Below are 20,028 nucleotides of genomic sequence, written 5' to 3' on the forward strand. Positions count from 1 at the left end.
ACTATTCTCCTTTAAAAAATGCATCAATCACAGAAGTATCCATCGTCAATCGTCGGAAGACTCCAGCAAAATCCTCCAGTAAATCTTCGAGGGAAAGCGTTGTTTCCTGACCATTAGCCTGGTTTTTAAAAGTCAACTGACCCGATGCTACTTCTTTTTCGCCCAAAGTAACCACTAACCGACTGTCCAACTTGGCTGCCGTCTTAAATTGTGACTTTAAAGAGCGGTTTAAATAATCCCGTTCAGCAATTAGACCCGCTCCTCTTGCTGCTTGAACCACTTGGGTAGCCAATCGATTCGCTGCTTGCTCTAAACAAATAACATAAACATCGACAGGTTCGTAACCGGGCAAATCGATACCCTCTTCTTCTAACAATAATAAAAGACGCTCCATACCCAATCCAAAGCCAAAACCGGATTTTTGAGGGCCACCCAAATCTTCGACCAATCCACTATAGCGTCCCCCACCACAAACGGTTGATTGAGCGCCTATCGCTTGGTTTTCAACAATAAATTCAAAAATCGTCTCTTGATAATAATCTAATCCTCGTACAATACGATCATCCACTTGATAAGGAATGTTCAGAGCTTGAAGTAATGATTGAACTTCTTCAAAATGCTTTTGACTCGTTTCATTCAAATAATCCAATATTGACGGTGCTTGTGGCAGAAGCGCCTGATCCTTAGGGTCTTTTGAATCTAGAACCCTTAGCGGATTATCATGAAGTCTTCGCTTTGAATCTTCACTCAATTCATCAAAATGCGGCTCAAAATAATCAATTAGAGCCTGACGATAAGCTTGGCGAGCGGTTTTTTCGCCTAATGAATTTAGATGGATTTGAATTCCTCTTAAACCCAATTCTTGGAAAAATTGCCAAGCAAGAGCAATCACTTCCACATCAGTAGCTGGATTATCTGAGCCAAAAACCTCAACACCAATCTGATTAAATTGACGCTGACGGCCGGCTTGAGGACGCTCGTAACGAAACATTGAACCGATATAATAAAGTTTTAGAGGCTGAGGATGTTCTGGACCAAACAACTTGTTTTCAATGTATGCTCGAACTACCGGTGCCGTCCCTTCAGGACGAAGGGCAAGACGACGCCCCCCTTTATCCTCGAAATCGTACATCTCCTTGGAAACGATATCGGTCGTATTCCCAACTGACCTTGCAAATAAATCATAAGATTCGAATAAAGGGGTTCGAATTTCTCTGAATAAATATTGATCAAATAAATCTCGGGCCAAATCTTCAACAAACTGCCAACGTGCAACGTCCTTTGGCAGGATATCTTCCGTCCCTTTCATCTTCTGAATCAAATTGCTTCCTCCTTTTTTAAATATAAAAATCGCCCTAGCCATAGCATAGGACGATTGAACGTGGTACCACCTAATTTTGCAATGTAACCATTGCCTTAAATAACTTAACGCGCTAAACGGGATAACTTTGCATTATCCTTCTCCGTAGTGTCTTCACTATTGCATGAACAGTCTCACCATCTGTTCCTCTCTGTTTGCGAGCTACTTATCTACTTCAACGAATTAATTTTGTTTATAGCTTACTTAATCTACTTCTTTTTGTCAAGAACAATAATAGATATCTATAAATTAAATAATTAGCAGTTTTAGAGATCGCTTCCTAAAAAAGTTGACAATTGACAAATATCCCCTTTATAAGTATTTCAATCGTAATCTTAATCCCTTGAATTTATTAAAAGACAAATGGATCACAAAATGATTACTTTTTAATGACATTTTATAAAAATGGAAGAAAGCGTCAACAAAGTTATTATAATAGAAGTATTATGAAGACCGTCTAGGAAGGAAGGCGCCCTGATGCCAATCTCATTTAACCTATCTAAGAAGCAACTAGCAATTTTCTTCACCGTCACTAGCCTATTTATTGCTAGTCTAAGTCTTAGTTATCTAACACGAACCAGTCCCTTAACGATTGTTCGTCCCGGAGTTACCCTGCGTCAAGAACCCTCCACAGGATCCCAAGCGCTCGCTGAAATCGATCCTAAGAGCCAAGTTTCCTTGCTTAGCCGTAATGAAAACTGGTTGAAAGTACGTTATCAAGGTAAGATCGATGGCTGGATTCCCCAATGGCTACTTGATCAGCCGGAACTCCCCTCTGACCAGGAAATCGGCTTAAAAACTAAAGGAAAAACACCTCTATATAGTAAAGCAGATAAAGATAGCCCGGTAGTCACTGAATTACCGGCAGATAGCTTTAGCAATGTTCAATTTGTTCAAGCAGACTGGATCAAAATTTATTATCAAGACTATGAAGGTTTCGTACAAAAAAATCAAGTTCAACTCCTTGCCAGTAAAGATGCTAAATTGCAACGTCAAGCCAAAGAAGAGTCGGAAAAGAAAGAAGCAAAACGTCAAGCAGCCTATGAACAACTTAAGGACCAGTTAACGATCCGCCAAGAAGGAGCCTATTTCTTTGAAAGCCCCTCCTATCAATCCAAAGCTCACTATCAAGCCTCATATCTTCAACAATTCACTCTTCTTGAAGAAGTCAAAAATGAAGAAACAGGTGAAATATTCTATAAAGCTAAAGACGATCAAGGCCGAGAAGGTTATTTAAATCCAATGGTTGTTTCACAACCGATCGATTCGATTGATCATAAGAGTGAACCAAAAGTACATACACTTAAAGAGGCGACCCTCTTTATCGACCCAGGGCATGGCGGCGAAGACCCCGGAACTTTATCCCTAGATAAGCAGTTTCATGAAAAAGACTATACCTTGCCTGTCGCCGTAAAACTAAAGGCCAAGCTAGAAGCTCTAGGCTGCAAGGTCATTCTTTCACGTGATCAGGATGTTTTTGTTGGCTTAGATCAACGGGTTGACATGACCAATCAATCGGACGCAGACCTTTTTGTCTCAATCCACTTCGATGCTTCTTGGGATCCCAATTGGAATGGCATTACTACTTACTTCTATCACTTAGAAGATGAGAACTTCGCTCAAGCCATGCAAGCAAGCATCTCCTCTCTCGGACAATCAGATGGTGGCGTTCAATATGGTAATTATCAAGTACTTCGTGGGAGCCATATCCCCGCAATCCTTCTAGAAATGGGCTTCATGTCCAATGCGGCTGATCTAGAAAATATTAAAAGTGATCAATATCAAGATCAACTCGCACAAGGTATTGTCCAAGGCTTAGAGAGCTATTTTAATCAACTCAATAAAAATCATTAAAAAACAGGCTGGGATGTTAGATCCCAGCCTGTTCGTTTATTTAATTTCATAAATTTTATGCCCAATCAAAAGAGCATACTTAAGACAGATAAACTATCGGTCTACCGAATCCAAGATAATCGTCATTGGTCCATCATTCACTAAAGAAACTTGCATATCTGCACCGAATTGACCTGTTTCCACCTGGTAGCCGTAATCTCTTAGACACTGGTTAAAATAATCATACAATTCAGTCGCTAAATCGGGATCAGCGGCCTGAGTAAAGCCAGGACGATTTCCTTTCTTAGTAGCGGCATATAGCGTAAATTGACTGATCGAAAGAATGGCTCCCCCCACTTCTTTTAACGACAAATTAGTCTTTCCTTCTTCATCTTCAAAAATTCGCATATTAGCAATCTTACGTGCACAGTAGTCACAATCTGTCTGATCATCCCCGTGGGTAAAACCGACTAACAATGTAAATCCATGATCAATAGCCCCTACCACTTCTCCATCAATGGTTACTTGAGCAGCTTGAGTCCGTTGAATAATTACTCGCATTTTTTCCTCCTAATTGGCAATCCGTTTAACTTCATAGACATCTGGAATATTGCGCAGCTTAAGAATTAAATCCTCTAATTGCTTGGTATTCGAAATCATTACCTTTAAGTCAATCGTTGCTTGACTATTGTCCGAAATCTTACCATTGACACTCTTTAAATTCTTAATCGTATGGTTAATCACATGCAGAACATCATTGATCAATCCCGTACGATCAAATCCAATGACTTGAATCGCTGTCGTATATTCCTCTTGTAACTGATCATATTCTTCCCACTCAACATCGATGGTCCGATCCGCTAATTCAACCTCATGCTGCAAGTTAGGACAATCTATTCGGTGAACTGAAATACCTCTCCCACGCGTGATATACCCAACTATAGGGTCTCCGGGAACAGGATTGCAGCAACGACTCAGGCGAATCATCAGATTATCGATACCTTTAACAACAACCCCCGACTCGTGGACGGTTCGGTCTGGTTGATCTTTACTCGGTGTTGTTTTATTAATCGTATTACCACTAGCTTCATCATCTTTTTCCTCTTGGTGAATCCCTAAATAATTCAAAATCGTGTGCATGGACAATTCACCCAAGCCAATGGCTGCATATAAGTCTTCCAAACTGTTAAAATTAAAGCGCTCTAACAGATCTTTTTCCTTATTACGCTTTAACTCCTGTCGTAGACTAGTATTTTGATCTTTTAATTCTTTTTCTAAGATTTGCTGACCCATTTCAGCATTTCGTTCACGCTCCTTCAACTTAAAGAAACGTTTAATTCGATTACGGGCCTTAGATGTTTTAACAAACTTCAACCAATCACGACTCGGTCCGTTAGAATTGGGATTCGTTAAAATCTCCACAATATCGCCATTTTTTAACTGGTAATTTAAGGGAACAATAATCCCATTCACCTTAGCACCAATCGTTTTATTACCAATCTCGGTATGAATATGAAAAGCAAAATCAACTGGTCCAGAACCAGCAGGTAATTCAGACACATCCCCACGAGGAGTAAAAATATAAACTTGATCTTTAAAAACATCCTCTTTGATAAATTCCATGAATTGGCTAGCATTATCAGCATCATCCTGGTATTCCCCTAGATCACGGAACCACTTCAATTGTTTTTGAATATTATCAACGGGTTCTTCATCTGCTCGTTTACCTTCTTTGTAGGCCCAGTGAGCCGCTACCCCATATTCAGCAACTTGATGCATATAATGAGTTCGAATTTGAACTTCAACGGGTTTCCCTTGAGGGCCTATGACTGTCGTATGAATCGATTGATACATATTAGCCTTAGGCATGGCAATATAGTCTTTAAAACGCCCGGGCATCGGCTTCCACTTAGTATGAATAACCCCAAGTACCCCATAACAATCTTTAATTGAATCCACAATTACTCGAACTGCTAATAAATCATAGATATCGTCAAATTCTTTGTTTTGATCAACCATCTTTCGATAAATCGAATAGATATGCTTAGGCCGACCGTAGATATCTGCCGTCATCTCTAATTCCTGAATGGCAACCTGGATATCAGCAATTACTTCTTTGATATAGGATTCTCTCTCATCCCGTTTAGCATCCATTTTATGGACAATGTCGTAATAAGCATCTGGATTAATATAACGTAACGCCGTATCTTCTAGCTCCCATTTTATCGCTGACATACCAATTCTTTCAGCTAAGGGTGCATAAACCTCAAGAGCTTCCTCTGATTTTTCAATTTGCTTACTCGGTTTCTGATACTTTAAGGTTCGCATATTATGCAAGCGGTCAGCTAGCTTAACCATGACCACCCGAATATCCTTAGCCATGGCCAAAATCATCTTACGGTGATTTTCAGCTAATTGTTCTTCCTTACTTTGAAACTTGATTTTCCCTAACTTAGTTACCCCATCCACTAAAAAAGCGACTGTTTCAGAAAAATTTTCCTTGATATCATCTAAGGTATAATCTGTATCTTCTACAACATCATGTAAGAATCCCGTAGCTACCGTATCTGGATCCAACTTAATACGCGCTAAAATACCAGCAACTTGAATAGGATGTATAATATAAGGCTCTCCCGACAAGCGACTTTGGTGGGCATGGGCTGCTGTTGCAAAATCCAATGCCTTCTTGACAAAAGCAACCGAGCGTTCATTCATATACTCTGAACAAATCTCAATGATTGATTCTGCGGTAAATATTTCATTGCGTGCCATTGTTCCACCCCCTAGTATAATTTATCTTACATTATACGCCAAGCAAGCCTTATTTAACAAGCTCTAAAGCCATCTTTCCAAACTTGATCCACAAAATCCATTAAAAAGCGTATTTTTTTAACACATTCAAGTTAGTTGGATATTCTTCTCATTATAGAATAAAAATAAAAGCCACAACCGGGTTGGTCCACCAGGAACTTTTTAAAGTCTTCTGGCTTCTGCTAGCAACTTCTACTTAAAGTATAGCTAACCATCCTATGACCACGGTTGTGGGATTATTTGTATTTTAACGCCTATTTTTTGATTTAATTATTCTTGTTCTGCTTGAACGATAGCAACCCCTTTAGACGCACCTAAACGACTTGCGCCCGCTTCAATTAGTGCTTGAGCTTCCTCGAACGTGTGAATTCCACCGGAAGCCTTCACTCCCATATCTGGCCCCACCGTCTGACGCATCAATGCCACATCATCCACTGTCGCTCCACCCGTCGAAAATCCGGTTGATGTCTTTACAAAGTCAGCCCCAGCTTGCTGAGCAGCCTGACAGGAATTGACTATTTCATCATGTTCTAACAAGCAAGTTTCAATAATAACTTTAACCAATGCGGGTTTAGCTGCATCAACAACCGCTTCGATATCTGCTTGAACTTGATCCCATAAGCCATCCTTAACAAGACCGACATTAATTACCATATCCACCTCATCAGCCCCACTTTTAACAGCTTCCTTAGCTTCAAAGGCTTTTACGGAGCTGGTATTAGCCCCTAAAGGAAAACCAATGACTGTACATACTTTAACAGGCGTATCGTGTAATAACTCATTTGCATAAGCAACCCAATATGGATTCACACAGACAGACATAAATTGATATTTCTTAGCTTCTTGACACAAACGTTCAATCTCAGAGCGAGTGGCTTGTGCTTTTAAAAGCGTGTGATCGATATATTGATTCATTGACATCATAAAACTTCCTTTCCTTGATAAATTATTCAAATTGATAAGAAATAGCGGCCAGAGCGTATATAGGAGCCGTTTCAGCCCTTAAGATTCGACGTCCTAGCGAACAAGTTATAAATCCTTTAGCGCGTAATTGATCCACTTCTTCCTGAGTCAACCCTCCCTCTGAACCAAAGACAATGGCCATCTTTTGTCCTTTTTGGCCCAAAGACAAAGCCTGTCGAAGACTATATGATGTAGTCTGCTTGGCTTCTTCTTCATAAGCAACCAACTTAAGGTCATAATCATCCACACTTTGTAACCACTGGTCCAATGTTTTTAAAGAAGAGACTCGAGGAACAACCAATCGCTTAGACTGCTGGCTGGCTGCTTGAGCAATCTTCTGTAGCCGATCAATCTTTTGAATAGACTTTCCATCTTTCCATCGAACAACATCACGGCTTAAAGACACGGGCTGAAAACTAGCCATACCACACTCTGTCCCCTTTTGAACAATGGTATCCAACTTATCATTTTTTGACAATCCACAAGCAATGGTCACTTGAATAGGGAGCTCCGTATCGACTTCTATCCTCTGAATTACTTCTAACTGAGCCAACCCTGCCCTTTCACCTACTAGCCTTGCTAAATAACGTTGACCTTGATGAACAACATATATTTCTTGGCCTGTTCTTGCTCGCAGAACTGTCAACAAATGATGACTGTCTCCTTGGCTTAAAGAAACTAAAGTAGGAGGTATCGAAGCAGACGCTTCTAATTCTAGAAAATACTGTTGCACCTTAGTCCTCCTTTTTTTGGACAACTAAGTTTGCCCAACCTTCAGCGCTCGTCTTTTGACAAACTTTCCAACCTGATTCCTCTAAATAATCAATCAGATCCTTGGCTTTTTCTTCCAGAATTCCTCCAAGAATCAAGTAACCATTCTCGGTTAATAGAGGGCCAGCCTGAGGGATTAATTCTTTTAAAATATGTGGTAAAATATTTGCCACAATGATCTCAGCAGTTTGTTCAACACCTGATAATAGGTCGTTCACTTGAAATTCGACAGCTATATTTTGACCCGTTTTCGCTTGATGAATCGCTAAATTATCAGTAGCCGCTTGAATTGCCTGTGGATCCAGGTCGTAACCCCAAACTTGCTTAGCTCCCAAAGACCAGGCAATTAAAGAAAGAATGCCCGAACCAGTTCCCACATCAATCACTCTTTCTCCACCCTGCATGAAAAGCTCTAAAGCCTGCCCACTTAGTCGTGTTGTCGTATGGTTTCCCGTACCAAATGACAAGCCTGGATTTAGAAAGATGATCCTTTCATCAGGATAATTAGATTGATAATCTTGCCAAGCCGGAACAATCTTTATAAAGCGAGAAATTGTCTGCAGCTCATAATGAGACATCCAATTAGCTTGCCAATTTTCCTCCTTAATAACTTGACTTTGAATTTGAACAGGCACTTGAAGCATTGCTTGAAGTTGTGATTGGATATAATCTGGTGTAATCGTTGGTTCAAAAAAAGCCTTAACCTGAAGCGGCTCCTTTGATTCTTCAGAGCCTTGAGACCGAATCTCACCATACAAGTCTTCTGTTTCTAAATAGTAGTCTGCCCCTTCAATCTGAGTCCCTTGAGCACCCATCTCAAACAAATAATAAGTCAAGCTGTCCAACAGACTCTTATACTTTCGATCCATCGATATAGTCATCATCTGCCATTGGGTCATTGCTTTCCTCCTTTCATCTAAAACAAAAATAAGCGTCGATTATCGTAACGCCCCGTCTCTTGATACAAGGCTATCTTATCACGATATGCTTTCCAGTCCCAAGCAAAATCAAAATCAAAGTTGCGCCCCCCCTGATACCAATCTTTCCAAGCTAAGCTTAAAGATTTAGACTGATCTTTAACTGTCTTAAGAAAAGCTTTCAACTCTCCATGTTCTATGCCTTTATCGGGATCAATCTCTAACGCTACCCAGTACAAGTTTTGACTAACCGGTTGGTATTTTGAATAGATAGCTACCTTTAAACAATAGGGCAAGGGATCCTGACAACTATCCGCCTGACTCGCATCCTCAAAGTTTAGCTGCAATGGATTGTCCAATTCAAAATATAGGAATAGTTCTAAACAGTTTTGACCCTCAAGATAATTTAAAGACCAATCATTTGAAAAAAACAATTGGTCTAGCTGCTGATGACAAGCTTCAAAAAGACTTAGTCTTACCATCTCACCACGCCTTTCTCCTGAATCTTATTATGACGATTTCAAACTACTTTAGCAAGATTGACCTTTAAAATTCTAGAAATAGACTAGTATTTTTCATAGGATCATGTCATAATATTAAGTAGGTTCAAATTAATCTTTGATATTAACCACTAAAAGCGATAGAATAGATAAGCTAGAATATTTTCAAAGACCAATTAGTAAACGAGGTGACCTTCATGGCAGAGAAAAATTTAACCGCAAAAGATATCTTACAAAAAGAATTTTCTCGTTCAATGCGTGGCTACAATGCAGCAGAAGTCGATGAATATCTCGATAGTATTATTCGTGATTATGACTCCTATCAAAAAGATGTTGTCTTTTTGAAGAACGAAAATGAACGTTTGATCGCTAAAGTTGATGAGTTAACCAAACAGCTCTCACTTGCAAAGAAAAATGCGCCAAGCAACCCAGGTTCTGGCGTCACTAATTTTGATATTCTTAAACGTCTTTCCAACTTGGAAAAACATGTTTTCGGAGCTCGAATCTCAGACGACTCCAACCCTTAATAAGTCAATCAATATTACATAGTAAAGGTTAGGTAATCGCGGTCAACTTCTGTTGACTGAGGAAAGTCCATGCTCGCACAATGCTGAAATGCTTGTAGTGATCGTGCTTAGCGAAACAATAAGCTAAGGTAACTTCACCGTTAACGGCGGGAAAAACTTCTAAGGCTACAGCTATGAAGGAGTATCCCATAACGTGCCACAGAGACGATTTTTTGCAGAAATGCAAAAACTGGAACGCTGGTAAACCCCTCGAGCGAGCAACCCAAATTTGGTAGGGGCACTTCTTGAAAGGAACGACCTTTGCGTCGGGTAACGGACAAGAAGGCATGTAAATGCAGATAGATGATTACCCCATCATCGATGGTACCTATCAATCGATGATGACAGAACATGGCTTATCGATCTTTACTATTTATAGGTATTAGCCTAGCTAAGAGATTGCTTTTTAGACTGACACTGACTTAGCGTCTGCTAGGTGAGTGTTTTTTTATTTAATAACAAAAAAAGAAAGGAATCCCATGCAAACATACTCACTCATTGCCACTGCTGCAAGTGGCATCGAATCTCTCGTAAACCGTGAATTAAAAGAACTTGGCTACAAAACTCAAACTGAAAACGGCCGTGTCCGTTTTGAAGGCACCGCCATTGATATCGCTCGTACTAACCTTTGGTTGAGAACGGCAGATCGAATCAAAATTATTGTTGGTGAATTCAAGGCAACAACTTTTGAATCCCTTTTTGACCAAACCTATGACCTTCCTTGGGAAGACATCCTACCCTTAGATGCTAATTTCCCCGTATCTGGCAAATCCCAAAAATCAAAACTCCACTCCGTTCCTAACTGCCAGCGGATTGTAAAAAAAGCGATTGCCAAAAAAATAATGACATACTACAGCCGCACTCAACCCCTAGCCGAAACCGGCAGTCATTATCCCATCGAAGTTAGTCTGGTTAAAGACCATGTTATCATTAGTTTGGATACTTCCGGATCGAGCCTTTTCAAACGAGGTTACCGCAGTGAAAAAGGGGGGGCTCCCCTCAAAGAAAATATGGCTGCAGCTCTAGTCCTATTAACCACTTGGCATGCAGACCGACCACTTTATGATCCAACATGCGGATCAGGCACCATCTTAATCGAAGCAGCCATGATGGGGCGGAAGATTGCACCAGGCTTACAACGATCATTTGCAGCTGAAGATTGGACGTATTTTCATCCAGAGGTTTGGACTATCGAACGTCAAAAAGCCCGTCAACAAATCAAAGCCGACCTTCAAATGGATATTTTAGGCTGTGATATTGACGGACGAATGATTGAAATTGCTAAAGCTAACGCAAGTAAAGCAGGTGTCGCTGATACCATCGAATTTAAACAAATGCAGTTATCAGACTTCGTTCCCAAAAAAGATTACGGCATTTTAATTGCTAACCCACCTTATGGTGATCGCTTGCTGGATAAAGACCAAGTCCATCATCTTTACCAACAAATGGGTGAAATTTATCAAAAAATGCCAACCTGGTCCAAATACATTCTAACCAGCGATGAAGCCTTTGAGGACTATTATGGAAAGAAGGCCACCAAAAAACGCAAGCTCTATAATGGGGCTCTAAAAGTCGATTACTATCAATATTGGTCACAGGGCTAAGATAACACTTCAACAAGCCCTTGACGATGAAGGGCTTGTTTTGCAAGCCCATCCGCCTGCCTATTCTTCTTTTCAGGAAGCCAAGTGACAAAAATAAGATCAAACTGATCCGCCAGCTGTAGTATTTCTGATAAATAAGCCTGATAATTATTCGATTTGACATAGCCTTTATCAAATGAATCAGCCACAATCTTAGAATCTGTTTTAATGGCTAGAACTTGATTCAATGATGATTTGACAAGTAATAGATCTCTTAAGACCTGTCTTAAGCAGACGAACTCCGCTTGATGATTATCCATTAATTTTGAACAATAGTACTTATTGTACTGACGGCTTTGACCATCGATAATAACATATGCTAGACCTGCTTCCCCTGTTTTAGGATCAAATGCAGCATCCATATAGATCGTTAACATTTTTTCACCTCATTTTGACCAAGGAGTGATTCCCATGACGGATATTATTAATTTACCAAACAATGCACAAAACTACTACCGCAAGGGATGCCTTGCCCTTCAAAACAATGATTTTGCCTTGGCCAAAAAATACCTTGAGGAATCCTATCAAATAGAAAATAGCTGGCCTTGCTTTCACGAATTGATCCAACTCTATCTAATGACGCAAAATAAGCAAGCACTCAAAAAGTTATGGCAGCAAGTACTCAAGGACAAAGATTGGCGATCTTTGGAAAAAAACTACTTGATCGCTTATGCTTATTCTGTCAGATCCCTTAAATCTCAATCTGAAATTTTAGTCCAACTCTATCAAATTCGTGATCAACTTCAATCTTTGGACCATGATCAACAAGTCCTAGATTCTTTAATTCAACAAGAACAACAGAAACTGGAATTAATTGATACGCTTAAAAATCATCGATCTTCAGAGGACCTTAACCAATGGGTTCAACAATTGTGTCAAAGTCCATTAAAAAAAGTGATGAGTACCGTCACAGACCTCTATGACCTTATCGATACGTTTGAGATTGACGCAGTTTTTACTTCAATGTTGCAAAACGATCAATTATCTAATTTTATAAAAAGCGATATCTTACATTTTTATTTAAGACAGGATCGAAAAGATAGCTTAAAATTACTTTGGTTCAATCAAGCCAAAACGGTCGATCTCAAAGAATTGACCCCTTGTAAACAAGATCCACTATTTTTAGATTTAAGCAATCGGTTGAACACCTACTGCCAAGATAACAATCCCAACCTCTATGATGATTTATATAATAATCTAACCTTGATTCTGCTTAGCTTTTACCCCTTTCTTCAACAAGCTATCCCTGACGAGCCTCTTTGGTTCGAGCATTTTTTAGCGATGAATGGCGTCGAAGAATCACCGAATTCGCCACTCTCCTTAGAAGTGCAAACTTATTTAGAATTAGCTAATCGCGAGATTCAAAATCTTCTATTGAGCCTTTCTTTTTAAGTATCGCCCGTTCACTTTAGCCTTAATACAAAAAATAAACTAATCCCACAGCTGTGATAAAAGGACTGTTGATCTTATCATGCTTAGATACTTTAGCATCGAGGCTTTGATGAGTTAACCGAGACCAGAAAACTTCAATCGAAGTTCCTGGCAGTCCACCAGCCTAGTGGGATTAGTTTTTATTTTTAATACTGATGAAATAGTCTTCGCTTCTCTAGCCAACCTAGTAACTAACCGAAGACTCCATGTGATCCTCATATTATGAAAAAGCAAAGTACTTTATCATTAATTTTGTAATTGAGTGGCAGCCTATTTAATATCATAAAAGTATTAAAGGTCCTGCATATACACCCTGCTATCGTATTAATCTTCCAAATAAGCTTGATAGCGGTCCACTTCTAAGATCGTTTGTGCATTTTTTACACGCTCTTCAGTAGGAGGGTGTACACCCGCAAGACGATAAGGGATTCCTAAGGCTTGATATTTATAGACCCCCAATTCATGATAAGGCAAAATCTCAACTTTATGAACGTTCTTCAAAGTCTTAATATAATCACTTAAACGATGCAAGTACTCATCATAATCAGTACGAGTCGGTACTAAAACATGTCGAATCCATACAGGAATCCGGTGATCTGATAAATAATTAGCCATCGCTAATACAGAAGAATTACTCGCTCCAGTTAAAGCTAAATGTCCTTTAGGGTCGATATGTTTAATATCAAACAGAAGAAGATCCGTATATTGCATTAATTCTTCAAATTTAGAAAAGAAAGGTTCATCGTAAGTGAAAGGAGCCCCACAGGTATCAATCGTGGTATGAATCCCTGCCGCCTTGCATAATTTAAAATAAGCTAATAGAAAATCGACTTGTAATAGCGGCTCTCCACCACTCACTGTTACGCCCCCTTTTTGACCCCAAAAAGAACGGTAAGCCACAGCTTGATCAAACAATTCTTGCGGCGTATAAGGAGTTCCTCCTGTTAACTTCCAAGTATCTGGATTATGACAGAATTCACAACGTAATCGACAGCCTTGCATAAAAGTTACAAAACGAATACCGGGTCCATCAACCGATCCAAAACTTTCCGTAGAATGGACATAGCCAATAACAGATGGTTCTTGCGAGGTCACGTTTTCTCCTCCTTTCAGGTCTAGCTACATGGACGCATGCATGGTCCGATTAATGACATCTAACTGTTGTTCACGCGTCAACTTAATAAAGTTAACTGCATAGCCAGAGACCCTAATCGTTAATTGTGGATACTCTTCCGGATGCTCCATAGCATCTAAGAGTGTATCTCGATTAAAGACATTAATGTTTAAGTGGTGTCCCCCCTCTAAGGAATATCCATCTAAAAGACTCACCAAATTATCCTCTTGCATCGAATTATCTTTTCCTAAAGCCTTAGGGATAATGGAGAAGGTATTTGAAATACCATCCATGGCTTCCTTATATGGCATCTTCGATACTGACAATAAGCTCGCCAAAGCGCCATGAGTATCTCGTCCGTGCATTGGATTAGCTCCAGGTGCAAAAGGTTCACCCGCACGACGACCATCAGGAGTATTTCCGGTCTTCTTACCGTAGACTACATTAGAAGTGATCGTTAAGATTGAAGTGGTATGAATTGCATTACGATATGTTTGATGTTTCTTAACTTTAGACATGAAGGTCTTCAATAATTGCACGCCAATTTGATCAGCGCGATCGTCATTGTTTCCATATTTAGGGAAGTCGCCTTCCGTTTCAAAATCAACAACAATACCATTTTCATCACGAATCGTTTTTACTTTGGCATATTTAATAGCAGAAAGGGAATCGATCGCAACTGAGAAACCAGCAATTCCAGTTGCCATGGTACGAATCACATTCACATCATGCAAAGCCATTTCAAGACTTTCATATGAATACTTATCATGAGCATAGTGAATAATATTTAATGCATTAACATAGAGTTCAGCCAACCAATCTAACATTTGGTCATATTTAACCATGACTTCCTCATAATCTAAATATTCTGAACTAATGCCTCGGTAGCTTGGCCCAACTTGGGCTTTCGATTTTTCATCGATCCCACCATTGATCGCATAAAGTAAAGCCTTGGCAAGATTCGCTCGTGCCCCAAAGAACTGCATTTGTTTTCCAATGCGCATTGCCGATACACAACAAGCAATTCCATAGTCATCACCATATTCAGGGCGCATCACTTCATCATTTTCATATTGAATGGCCGATGTATCAATTGATACCCTCGCACAAAAGCGTTTAAAGTTTTCTGGTAATTTCGGTGACCATAAAACCGTTAAGTTAGGCTCAGGAGCAGGTCCTAAGTTAGATAAGGTATGTAAGAATCGGAAGGAATTCTTGGTTACTAATGGACGACCATCTAATCCCATTCCAGCAATTGATTCAGTGACCCAAGTTGGATCCCCCGAGAATAACTCATTGTATTCAGGTGTTCGCGCGAACTTAACTAAACGTAACTTCATGACAAAGTGATCCACAATCTCTTGAGCAGATCGCTCATCTAATATTCCCCGTTGCAGATCGCGCTCAATATAGATATCTAAGAAGGTAGAGGTGCGACCTAAGGACATAGCAGCACCATTTTGTTGCTTAATCGCAGCTAAATAAGCTAAGTATACCCATTGAAATGCCTCTTGAGCATTTTCTGCTGGCCGTCTTAAGTCAAAGCCATAGCTATCTCCAAGTTCCACTAATTCAGCCAGCGCTCGATACTGTTCAGAAACCTCTTCCCTTAAGCGCATTACCTCTTCGCTCATATGCCCATCACCAACATTAGCGTATTGCTCAACTCGGTCAGCCATTAATCGATCCAAGCCATACAATGCTACCCGGCGATAGTCACCAATAATCCGACCACGACCATAAGCATCCGGTAAACCAGTAATAATCCCAGAGTGGCGGGCAGCCCGCATTTCTGGTGTATATATATCGAACACCCCTTGATTATGGGTCTTACGTAAATGGTTAAAGGTATATTCTGTCTCCTTATCAATCTCATAGCCATAAGCTGCTAGTGAGGACTTTGCCATGCGAATCCCTCCAAAAGGATGCATGGGCCGCTTAAATGGTTGATCTGTTTGTAAACCAACAATCCGTTCTTTTGCCTGGTCCAAATATCCTGGGCCGTAGGAAGTAATCGTTGAGGCAATTTTGGTCTCCATATCTAAGACTCCGCCTGCTTGTCGTTCTTGCTTCGTCAAATCCATGACCTGGTCCCATAATTGGAAGGTATCAGGAGTGGCGCCTTCGAGGAAAGAGTCATCTCCCTCGTATAGTGTATAGTTAGCTACAATAAAATCACGCACATTAATTTCATCTTGCCAGCTTTGCCCCTTGAATCCTTCCCAAGCAGAGCTTACATTTGTCTTCGTCGTTTCCATTTATCATCGTCCTCCTCTAAATAATAATCAATATTGTGAATATTTTAACGAATTTATTGATACACATATTATATCTGAAAGTGTGATAAATAGCTATAGTTTTTTTGATTTTGATACAGTTTTTACAATCTGTTTAAAGCGCATTTCTCGTTTCCAAACAACTCCTTTATAACTCAGGAACTTTAGCTAATAAAAAAAACGCCAAAGCGGCTCTTTTCAAAATATCTTAATCTCTCACATTCCTACAAATATCCTTTCCATGTCAAGCTTTAAGCCTTCACCGCCCTAGTTACTACATAGCTAGGATATTTAACTGATGAAGTCGCCCTTCTCCATTCGTATCTTCATAAAGTTCTCTCAGCAAAAATCCCGCTTTAAGTTGACCCCCAATTTGGTCTTCCATGGTATGTGGCTATATCAGCGTACCATTTCTTTTCAACTAGTTATCAATTTATGATTAGCCTGTTTTCCTAGCTAAACGCTCACGTTCAATCTCAAAGACCTTCTTTTGTAATTCAGTTTCAGAAAGAACACTTTGATTTTGATGATCAAAAGCCTCTGAGACCACTGAATCTTGAGCGTAGTCCTCAAAAACCTGTGTTTTCCTTGCCAACAAATCCATCAGAGTCTCATCGATACTCTCTTGAGTTAACAGTCGATAAACCACCACATTCTTAGCCTGTCCCATCCGATAAACACGACCAATCGCTTGCTGTTCCGTTGAAGGCTTCCATTGGGGCTCGCAGAGAATGACAATATTGGCTGCTTGAATATTTAATCCCACACCACCAGCATCGATTTGACTCAATAAAATAGCGCCTTTATCAGCCGCTTCTAAACGATCAATTAGATCCTGTCTTTGACTGGCTGTTATATCTCCCGATATCATCCCAACCACTTTGTCTCCTAAATGATCTTCCAACTTTTCAAGCACCATTTTGAAAAAAGAAAAGATAATAATCTTATCCCCATTCTCCAAGGCTTCTTCACAGATGGTACAAGTGCTATCAATCTTTTCCGAATGGCGACGATCAACTCCGGAAAAGCCGGCTCTGCGCATCCGCATCATTCCAGAAATCCCCATTCGAACTGCCTCATCGTAAAATGCCTGTTCCTCTTTTGAGAAATTAGACCAGCGTTCCACCATCTCAATCTCTGGCAATTCTTTAAGAACATCGAGACGCTTGCGTCTTAAGTAGACAGTGGCCACCTTTTGCTTAAATTCTTGCGGGGCCTCATCCAACCAATCATTTTTAAAAGAGCCTTCAGTAAAGCTTAAATTTGGTTGCAGAATTGAGAGTAATTGCTTCATTTCAGATAAACGGTTTTCCAAAGGTGTTCCTGTCATAAAAAGATTATAGTCTGCTGAACGAGCCAATTGATAGGCATTCTTAGATCGCTGAGCATTCGGATTTTTAACATAGTGGGCTTCATCCACAATAACTAGGTCCGGTTTATAATCCATCGACTCATTATTAAGGTGCTTACTCTGCTCATAATTCAACAATAAGACACCTCCTTGGTCCTGCCAAGCTTGGACAGCTGCTTTTCGATTGTTTCCTCGGTACAAAAAGCTTGCCATCCCCGTCCATTTGGCAATTTCGCGTTGCCAATTAGCTAAGATTGACAATGGAGCAAGCACAACATGGTGAGTCAGTCCTTGCAAATTCAGATGGTTGGCAATCGCCAAGGCCTGAATCGTCTTACCCAAACCCATCTCATCCCCCAACAGAATTTTCTTAAAGGTCAATGCATACTTCACACCAAATTCTTGATAGGGTCTTAGAATCGCTCCAAATCCATCCGTTTCCAAAGAGAACTGCTTAACACGATCAACGATAATACTAGGAAGATCCCTATAATCCTGATCTCCTCCGCCATTCAACCGGTCAATGACGGCGTAATAAGAAGATGATGATTTCTCAAAGTCTACCATTGCTTGCCAAGCATCCGCAGGCTCAATCTTCAATGACTCCTCGAGCGACATCCCAATCAAAAGATCCACTTGTTTGAACAATTGCTGATATTTCTGCCCCAATTGTTTTTGCTCTTCAATGGGAAGTTGACTAGCTTGATAGGTATTATATGCTTGCTGCCAGAGCTTATCCAGAATCTCCTTACAGGAACGACAGAGCCGCTTTGAGGTAGTAAGATCCACAGGGTTTGACTTCTTCAGCTTCAAGTAGCGATAAAGACTCATTACCAACTGTTTTTCTTCTTCACTCATCTCTGATAAAGATAACTTTGGATAATAGGTCGCTACCATTTGGTCCAGATACTGATCGATCTCTTGCTTTAAAGACTGACACTCATCCTGCGTCCATGCTAAGTATCTTGCCAAGCGATCCGCCTTAGTTTTCAAATCTCCCAAGCTCTCAATTTTTAACGAATGACAAGCCTCTTCGGGAATTTTCAATGAACTATAGACTCGAAAAAGGGTAATAGGTTGATCTAGAGCTTTTTGACGTCCCTTCTTTAACTTCACTTTTTGTATCATTTGTTGGATACGTCCTTCAATCCATTGCTGATCAAATTGTTGCATAAGACCATCAATTTTTTCTAAATAAGATTGAATCTGTAATAAAATTTGATCTCTAGCAGTAGATCGATAGTCTGATAATTCCAGCATAGCAAGATGAATAGCTGGGGCAGAATTTTTAAGAATTTCTTGATAATCCTTTGAATCCAAATCTGAATCAATTAAAGAGTTCGCCTGAGTTAATAAGGATTCCCACTCTACTTGATGGCCTTCGATCCATGCTTTATAGGCTGCTAACTGATGTTTTACGGACTTAGTCATAAAAAGACTCAACCATTTATTCCGGTCATTCTCGGACACAAATTCTAAAGCGATTTTCATCTGATTCAAAAAATTCTTCTGATCAGCAAGTAGAACTTGATGCTGTTCTTGGTAGCGAAGCACTGAGTCCAGACGCTTTACTAAAGATTGATATTGGGAACTCACCGCTTCACCGTCTACCATTGGCCAACATTCCTCATTCCCTTGTGGGGGATCCACTTGCATATTAGCTAGTTTATCACGAGCGGTTATACTTAAAGGCGCTAAAAATATTTGATTATATTTCCTAAGCAAGTCATGAATTGGGGTCTTAAGTGAATTTAAAGTATACTTCTTATCCCCTTCTACAAGAGCCTCCAATTGTCTTAACCTTTGATTCGCAATTGTTCGATCAATCTTCATCTGGCACCTCCTTATATCAATGACGGGATATCCTAATCGATTAATCCCTGACAATTCTCAACAAGAACATACCATAAAAGGCTAACAAGTTCGACCATTAGTTGCGAATAGCTCTAAAATGAATCCGTGAACTTATAAAAATTATTTCAAACAAAAACACCTCAAGCACGCAAATTGCACGCTTGAGGTATCTTATCAAATTATACAGACAAACTAGTATAGTTTATCAATAGACTTAGTAGAGTAATCAACCAATAATAAGGTTAATCCCACCAAAATCAGTCCCAGGCTAATACTTAATAACACTGTCCTATTCTCACCAGTTTGAGGTAATTCTGGTTTGTCTGGAGTCAGTGGAATCTCTGGTTGTGGGGGGACTGGAGGCGGAGTTTGAGGTGGAATAAACGTATTCCGAATTACAAATCCGTCCACAATATTCCCTTCAACCGTTGAATAATAATCCGATACCAATGACTCACGTACCGTATAGTTGTAAGTCTGACCTTGGGGATCAATTTGATCGAGATCTTCCCATCGATAACTTGTTTGACCATTCAATAATTGGATTTGGTCAATCACTTGATTATTTCGCAATAATTGAATGGTAATCGTTGGTTTGACCGTTGGTCCACCAGACCACACTTTTCTGACTTCTAAGT

16 protein-coding genes, 1 other RNA gene, 1 pseudogene and 1 other annotated feature are annotated in these 20,028 nt (G+C 39.9%); of the genes and pseudogenes, 5 read left to right on the forward strand and 13 right to left on the reverse strand.

Annotated elements, in window-relative coordinates:
- Position 1: 1 nt before the first annotated feature.
- Positions 2–1,321, reverse strand: a complete 1,320-nt coding sequence (gene hisS / locus HMPREF9706_RS02505) for a histidine--tRNA ligase (RefSeq protein ID WP_006907793.1) — start codon at positions 1,319–1,321, stop codon at positions 2–4.
- 43 nt (positions 1,322–1,364) lie between these two features.
- Positions 1,365–1,548, reverse strand: a binding site (T-box leader).
- A gap of 289 nt (positions 1,549–1,837) precedes the next feature.
- Between hisS and HMPREF9706_RS02510 the strand changes: the two genes are divergently transcribed.
- On the forward strand, positions 1,838–3,214 hold the full coding sequence (locus HMPREF9706_RS02510) for an N-acetylmuramoyl-L-alanine amidase (protein WP_006907794.1): 1,377 nt from the start codon (positions 1,838–1,840) through the stop codon (positions 3,212–3,214).
- Between the two features lie 93 nt (positions 3,215–3,307).
- Here HMPREF9706_RS02510 and dtd read toward each other — a convergent pair whose 3' ends face one another.
- From dtd to HMPREF9706_RS02540, 6 genes are all read right to left on the reverse strand, one after another.
- Complete coding sequence (gene dtd / locus HMPREF9706_RS02515; RefSeq protein WP_006907795.1) at positions 3,308–3,754, reverse strand: D-aminoacyl-tRNA deacylase; 447 nt, start codon at positions 3,752–3,754, stop codon at positions 3,308–3,310.
- Between the two features lie 9 nt (positions 3,755–3,763).
- On the reverse strand, positions 3,764–5,965 hold the full coding sequence (locus tag HMPREF9706_RS02520) for a RelA/SpoT family protein (RefSeq protein WP_006907796.1): 2,202 nt from the start codon (positions 5,963–5,965) through the stop codon (positions 3,764–3,766).
- 309 nt (positions 5,966–6,274) lie between these two features.
- Entirely contained in the window at positions 6,275–6,925 is a 651-nt protein-coding gene (gene deoC, locus HMPREF9706_RS02525; RefSeq protein ID WP_040444552.1) for a deoxyribose-phosphate aldolase, read from the reverse strand.
- A 25-nt stretch (positions 6,926–6,950) separates the two neighbouring features.
- Positions 6,951–7,700: an RsmE family RNA methyltransferase gene (locus HMPREF9706_RS02530; protein WP_006907798.1), complete on the reverse strand. Its 750-nt coding sequence runs from the start codon at positions 7,698–7,700 to the stop codon at positions 6,951–6,953.
- A 1-nt stretch (position 7,701) separates the two neighbouring features.
- Positions 7,702–8,637 carry a 50S ribosomal protein L11 methyltransferase gene (gene prmA / locus HMPREF9706_RS02535; protein ID WP_006907799.1) on the reverse strand — a complete coding sequence of 312 codons (936 nt, stop codon included), beginning with the start codon at positions 8,635–8,637 and terminating at the stop codon, positions 7,702–7,704.
- 17 nt (positions 8,638–8,654) lie between these two features.
- Positions 8,655–9,137, reverse strand: a complete 483-nt coding sequence (locus HMPREF9706_RS02540; RefSeq protein ID WP_006907800.1) for a DUF3013 family protein — start codon at positions 9,135–9,137, stop codon at positions 8,655–8,657.
- A 215-nt stretch (positions 9,138–9,352) separates the two neighbouring features.
- Between HMPREF9706_RS02540 and gpsB the strand changes: the two genes are divergently transcribed.
- The 3 genes from gpsB (at position 9,353) to HMPREF9706_RS02550 (ending at position 11,325) form a co-directional block, all read left to right on the forward strand.
- Positions 9,353–9,682 (forward strand): cell division regulator GpsB, encoded by a 330-nt coding sequence (gpsB, locus tag HMPREF9706_RS02545; RefSeq protein ID WP_006907801.1) that lies wholly within the window; start codon positions 9,353–9,355, stop codon positions 9,680–9,682.
- Between the two features lie 24 nt (positions 9,683–9,706).
- Positions 9,707–10,085: RNase P RNA component class B (gene rnpB / locus HMPREF9706_RS08900), an RNA gene on the forward strand.
- A gap of 115 nt (positions 10,086–10,200) precedes the next feature.
- Positions 10,201–11,325 (forward strand): THUMP domain-containing class I SAM-dependent RNA methyltransferase, encoded by a 1,125-nt coding sequence (locus HMPREF9706_RS02550; RefSeq protein ID WP_006907802.1) that lies wholly within the window; start codon positions 10,201–10,203, stop codon positions 11,323–11,325.
- Here HMPREF9706_RS02550 and HMPREF9706_RS02555 read toward each other — a convergent pair.
- Positions 11,322–11,741, reverse strand: coding sequence for a ribonuclease HI family protein (locus HMPREF9706_RS02555; RefSeq protein WP_006907803.1), 420 nt, complete (start codon positions 11,739–11,741; stop codon positions 11,322–11,324). The genes HMPREF9706_RS02550 and HMPREF9706_RS02555 overlap by 4 nt on opposite strands.
- A 34-nt stretch (positions 11,742–11,775) precedes the next feature.
- Between HMPREF9706_RS02555 and HMPREF9706_RS02560 the strand changes: the two genes are divergently transcribed.
- Complete coding sequence (locus HMPREF9706_RS02560; RefSeq protein ID WP_006907804.1) at positions 11,776–12,756, forward strand: tetratricopeptide repeat protein; 981 nt, start codon at positions 11,776–11,778, stop codon at positions 12,754–12,756.
- Positions 12,757–13,119: 363 nt separating this feature from the next.
- On the opposite strand, the gene pflA is transcribed toward HMPREF9706_RS02560, so the two are convergent.
- The 5 genes and pseudogenes from pflA to HMPREF9706_RS02580 all read right to left on the reverse strand — a co-directional run.
- The gene (pflA, locus tag HMPREF9706_RS02565) at positions 13,120–13,890 is read right to left on the reverse strand and encodes a pyruvate formate-lyase-activating protein (protein WP_006907805.1); all 771 of its coding nucleotides are present in this window, start codon (positions 13,888–13,890) and stop codon (positions 13,120–13,122) included.
- A gap of 24 nt (positions 13,891–13,914) precedes the next feature.
- Complete coding sequence (pflB, locus tag HMPREF9706_RS02570) at positions 13,915–16,167, reverse strand: formate C-acetyltransferase (protein ID WP_006907806.1); 2,253 nt, start codon at positions 16,165–16,167, stop codon at positions 13,915–13,917.
- A 269-nt stretch (positions 16,168–16,436) separates the two neighbouring features.
- Positions 16,437–16,576 (reverse strand): annotated as a pseudogene (locus HMPREF9706_RS09390) (class I SAM-dependent methyltransferase); the annotation flags it as partial.
- A gap of 48 nt (positions 16,577–16,624) precedes the next feature.
- Positions 16,625–19,369, reverse strand: a complete 2,745-nt coding sequence (locus HMPREF9706_RS02575) for a DEAD/DEAH box helicase (RefSeq protein WP_006907807.1) — start codon at positions 19,367–19,369, stop codon at positions 16,625–16,627.
- 213 nt (positions 19,370–19,582) lie between these two features.
- Positions 19,583–20,028, reverse strand: a 446-nt coding sequence (locus HMPREF9706_RS02580) for a Cna B-type domain-containing protein (protein ID WP_006907808.1), incomplete at its 5' end; no start/stop codon positions are given.

The organism is Facklamia hominis CCUG 36813, from assembly GCF_000301035.1.
Taxonomy (GTDB): Bacteria; Bacillota; Bacilli; order Lactobacillales; family Aerococcaceae; genus Facklamia; species Facklamia hominis.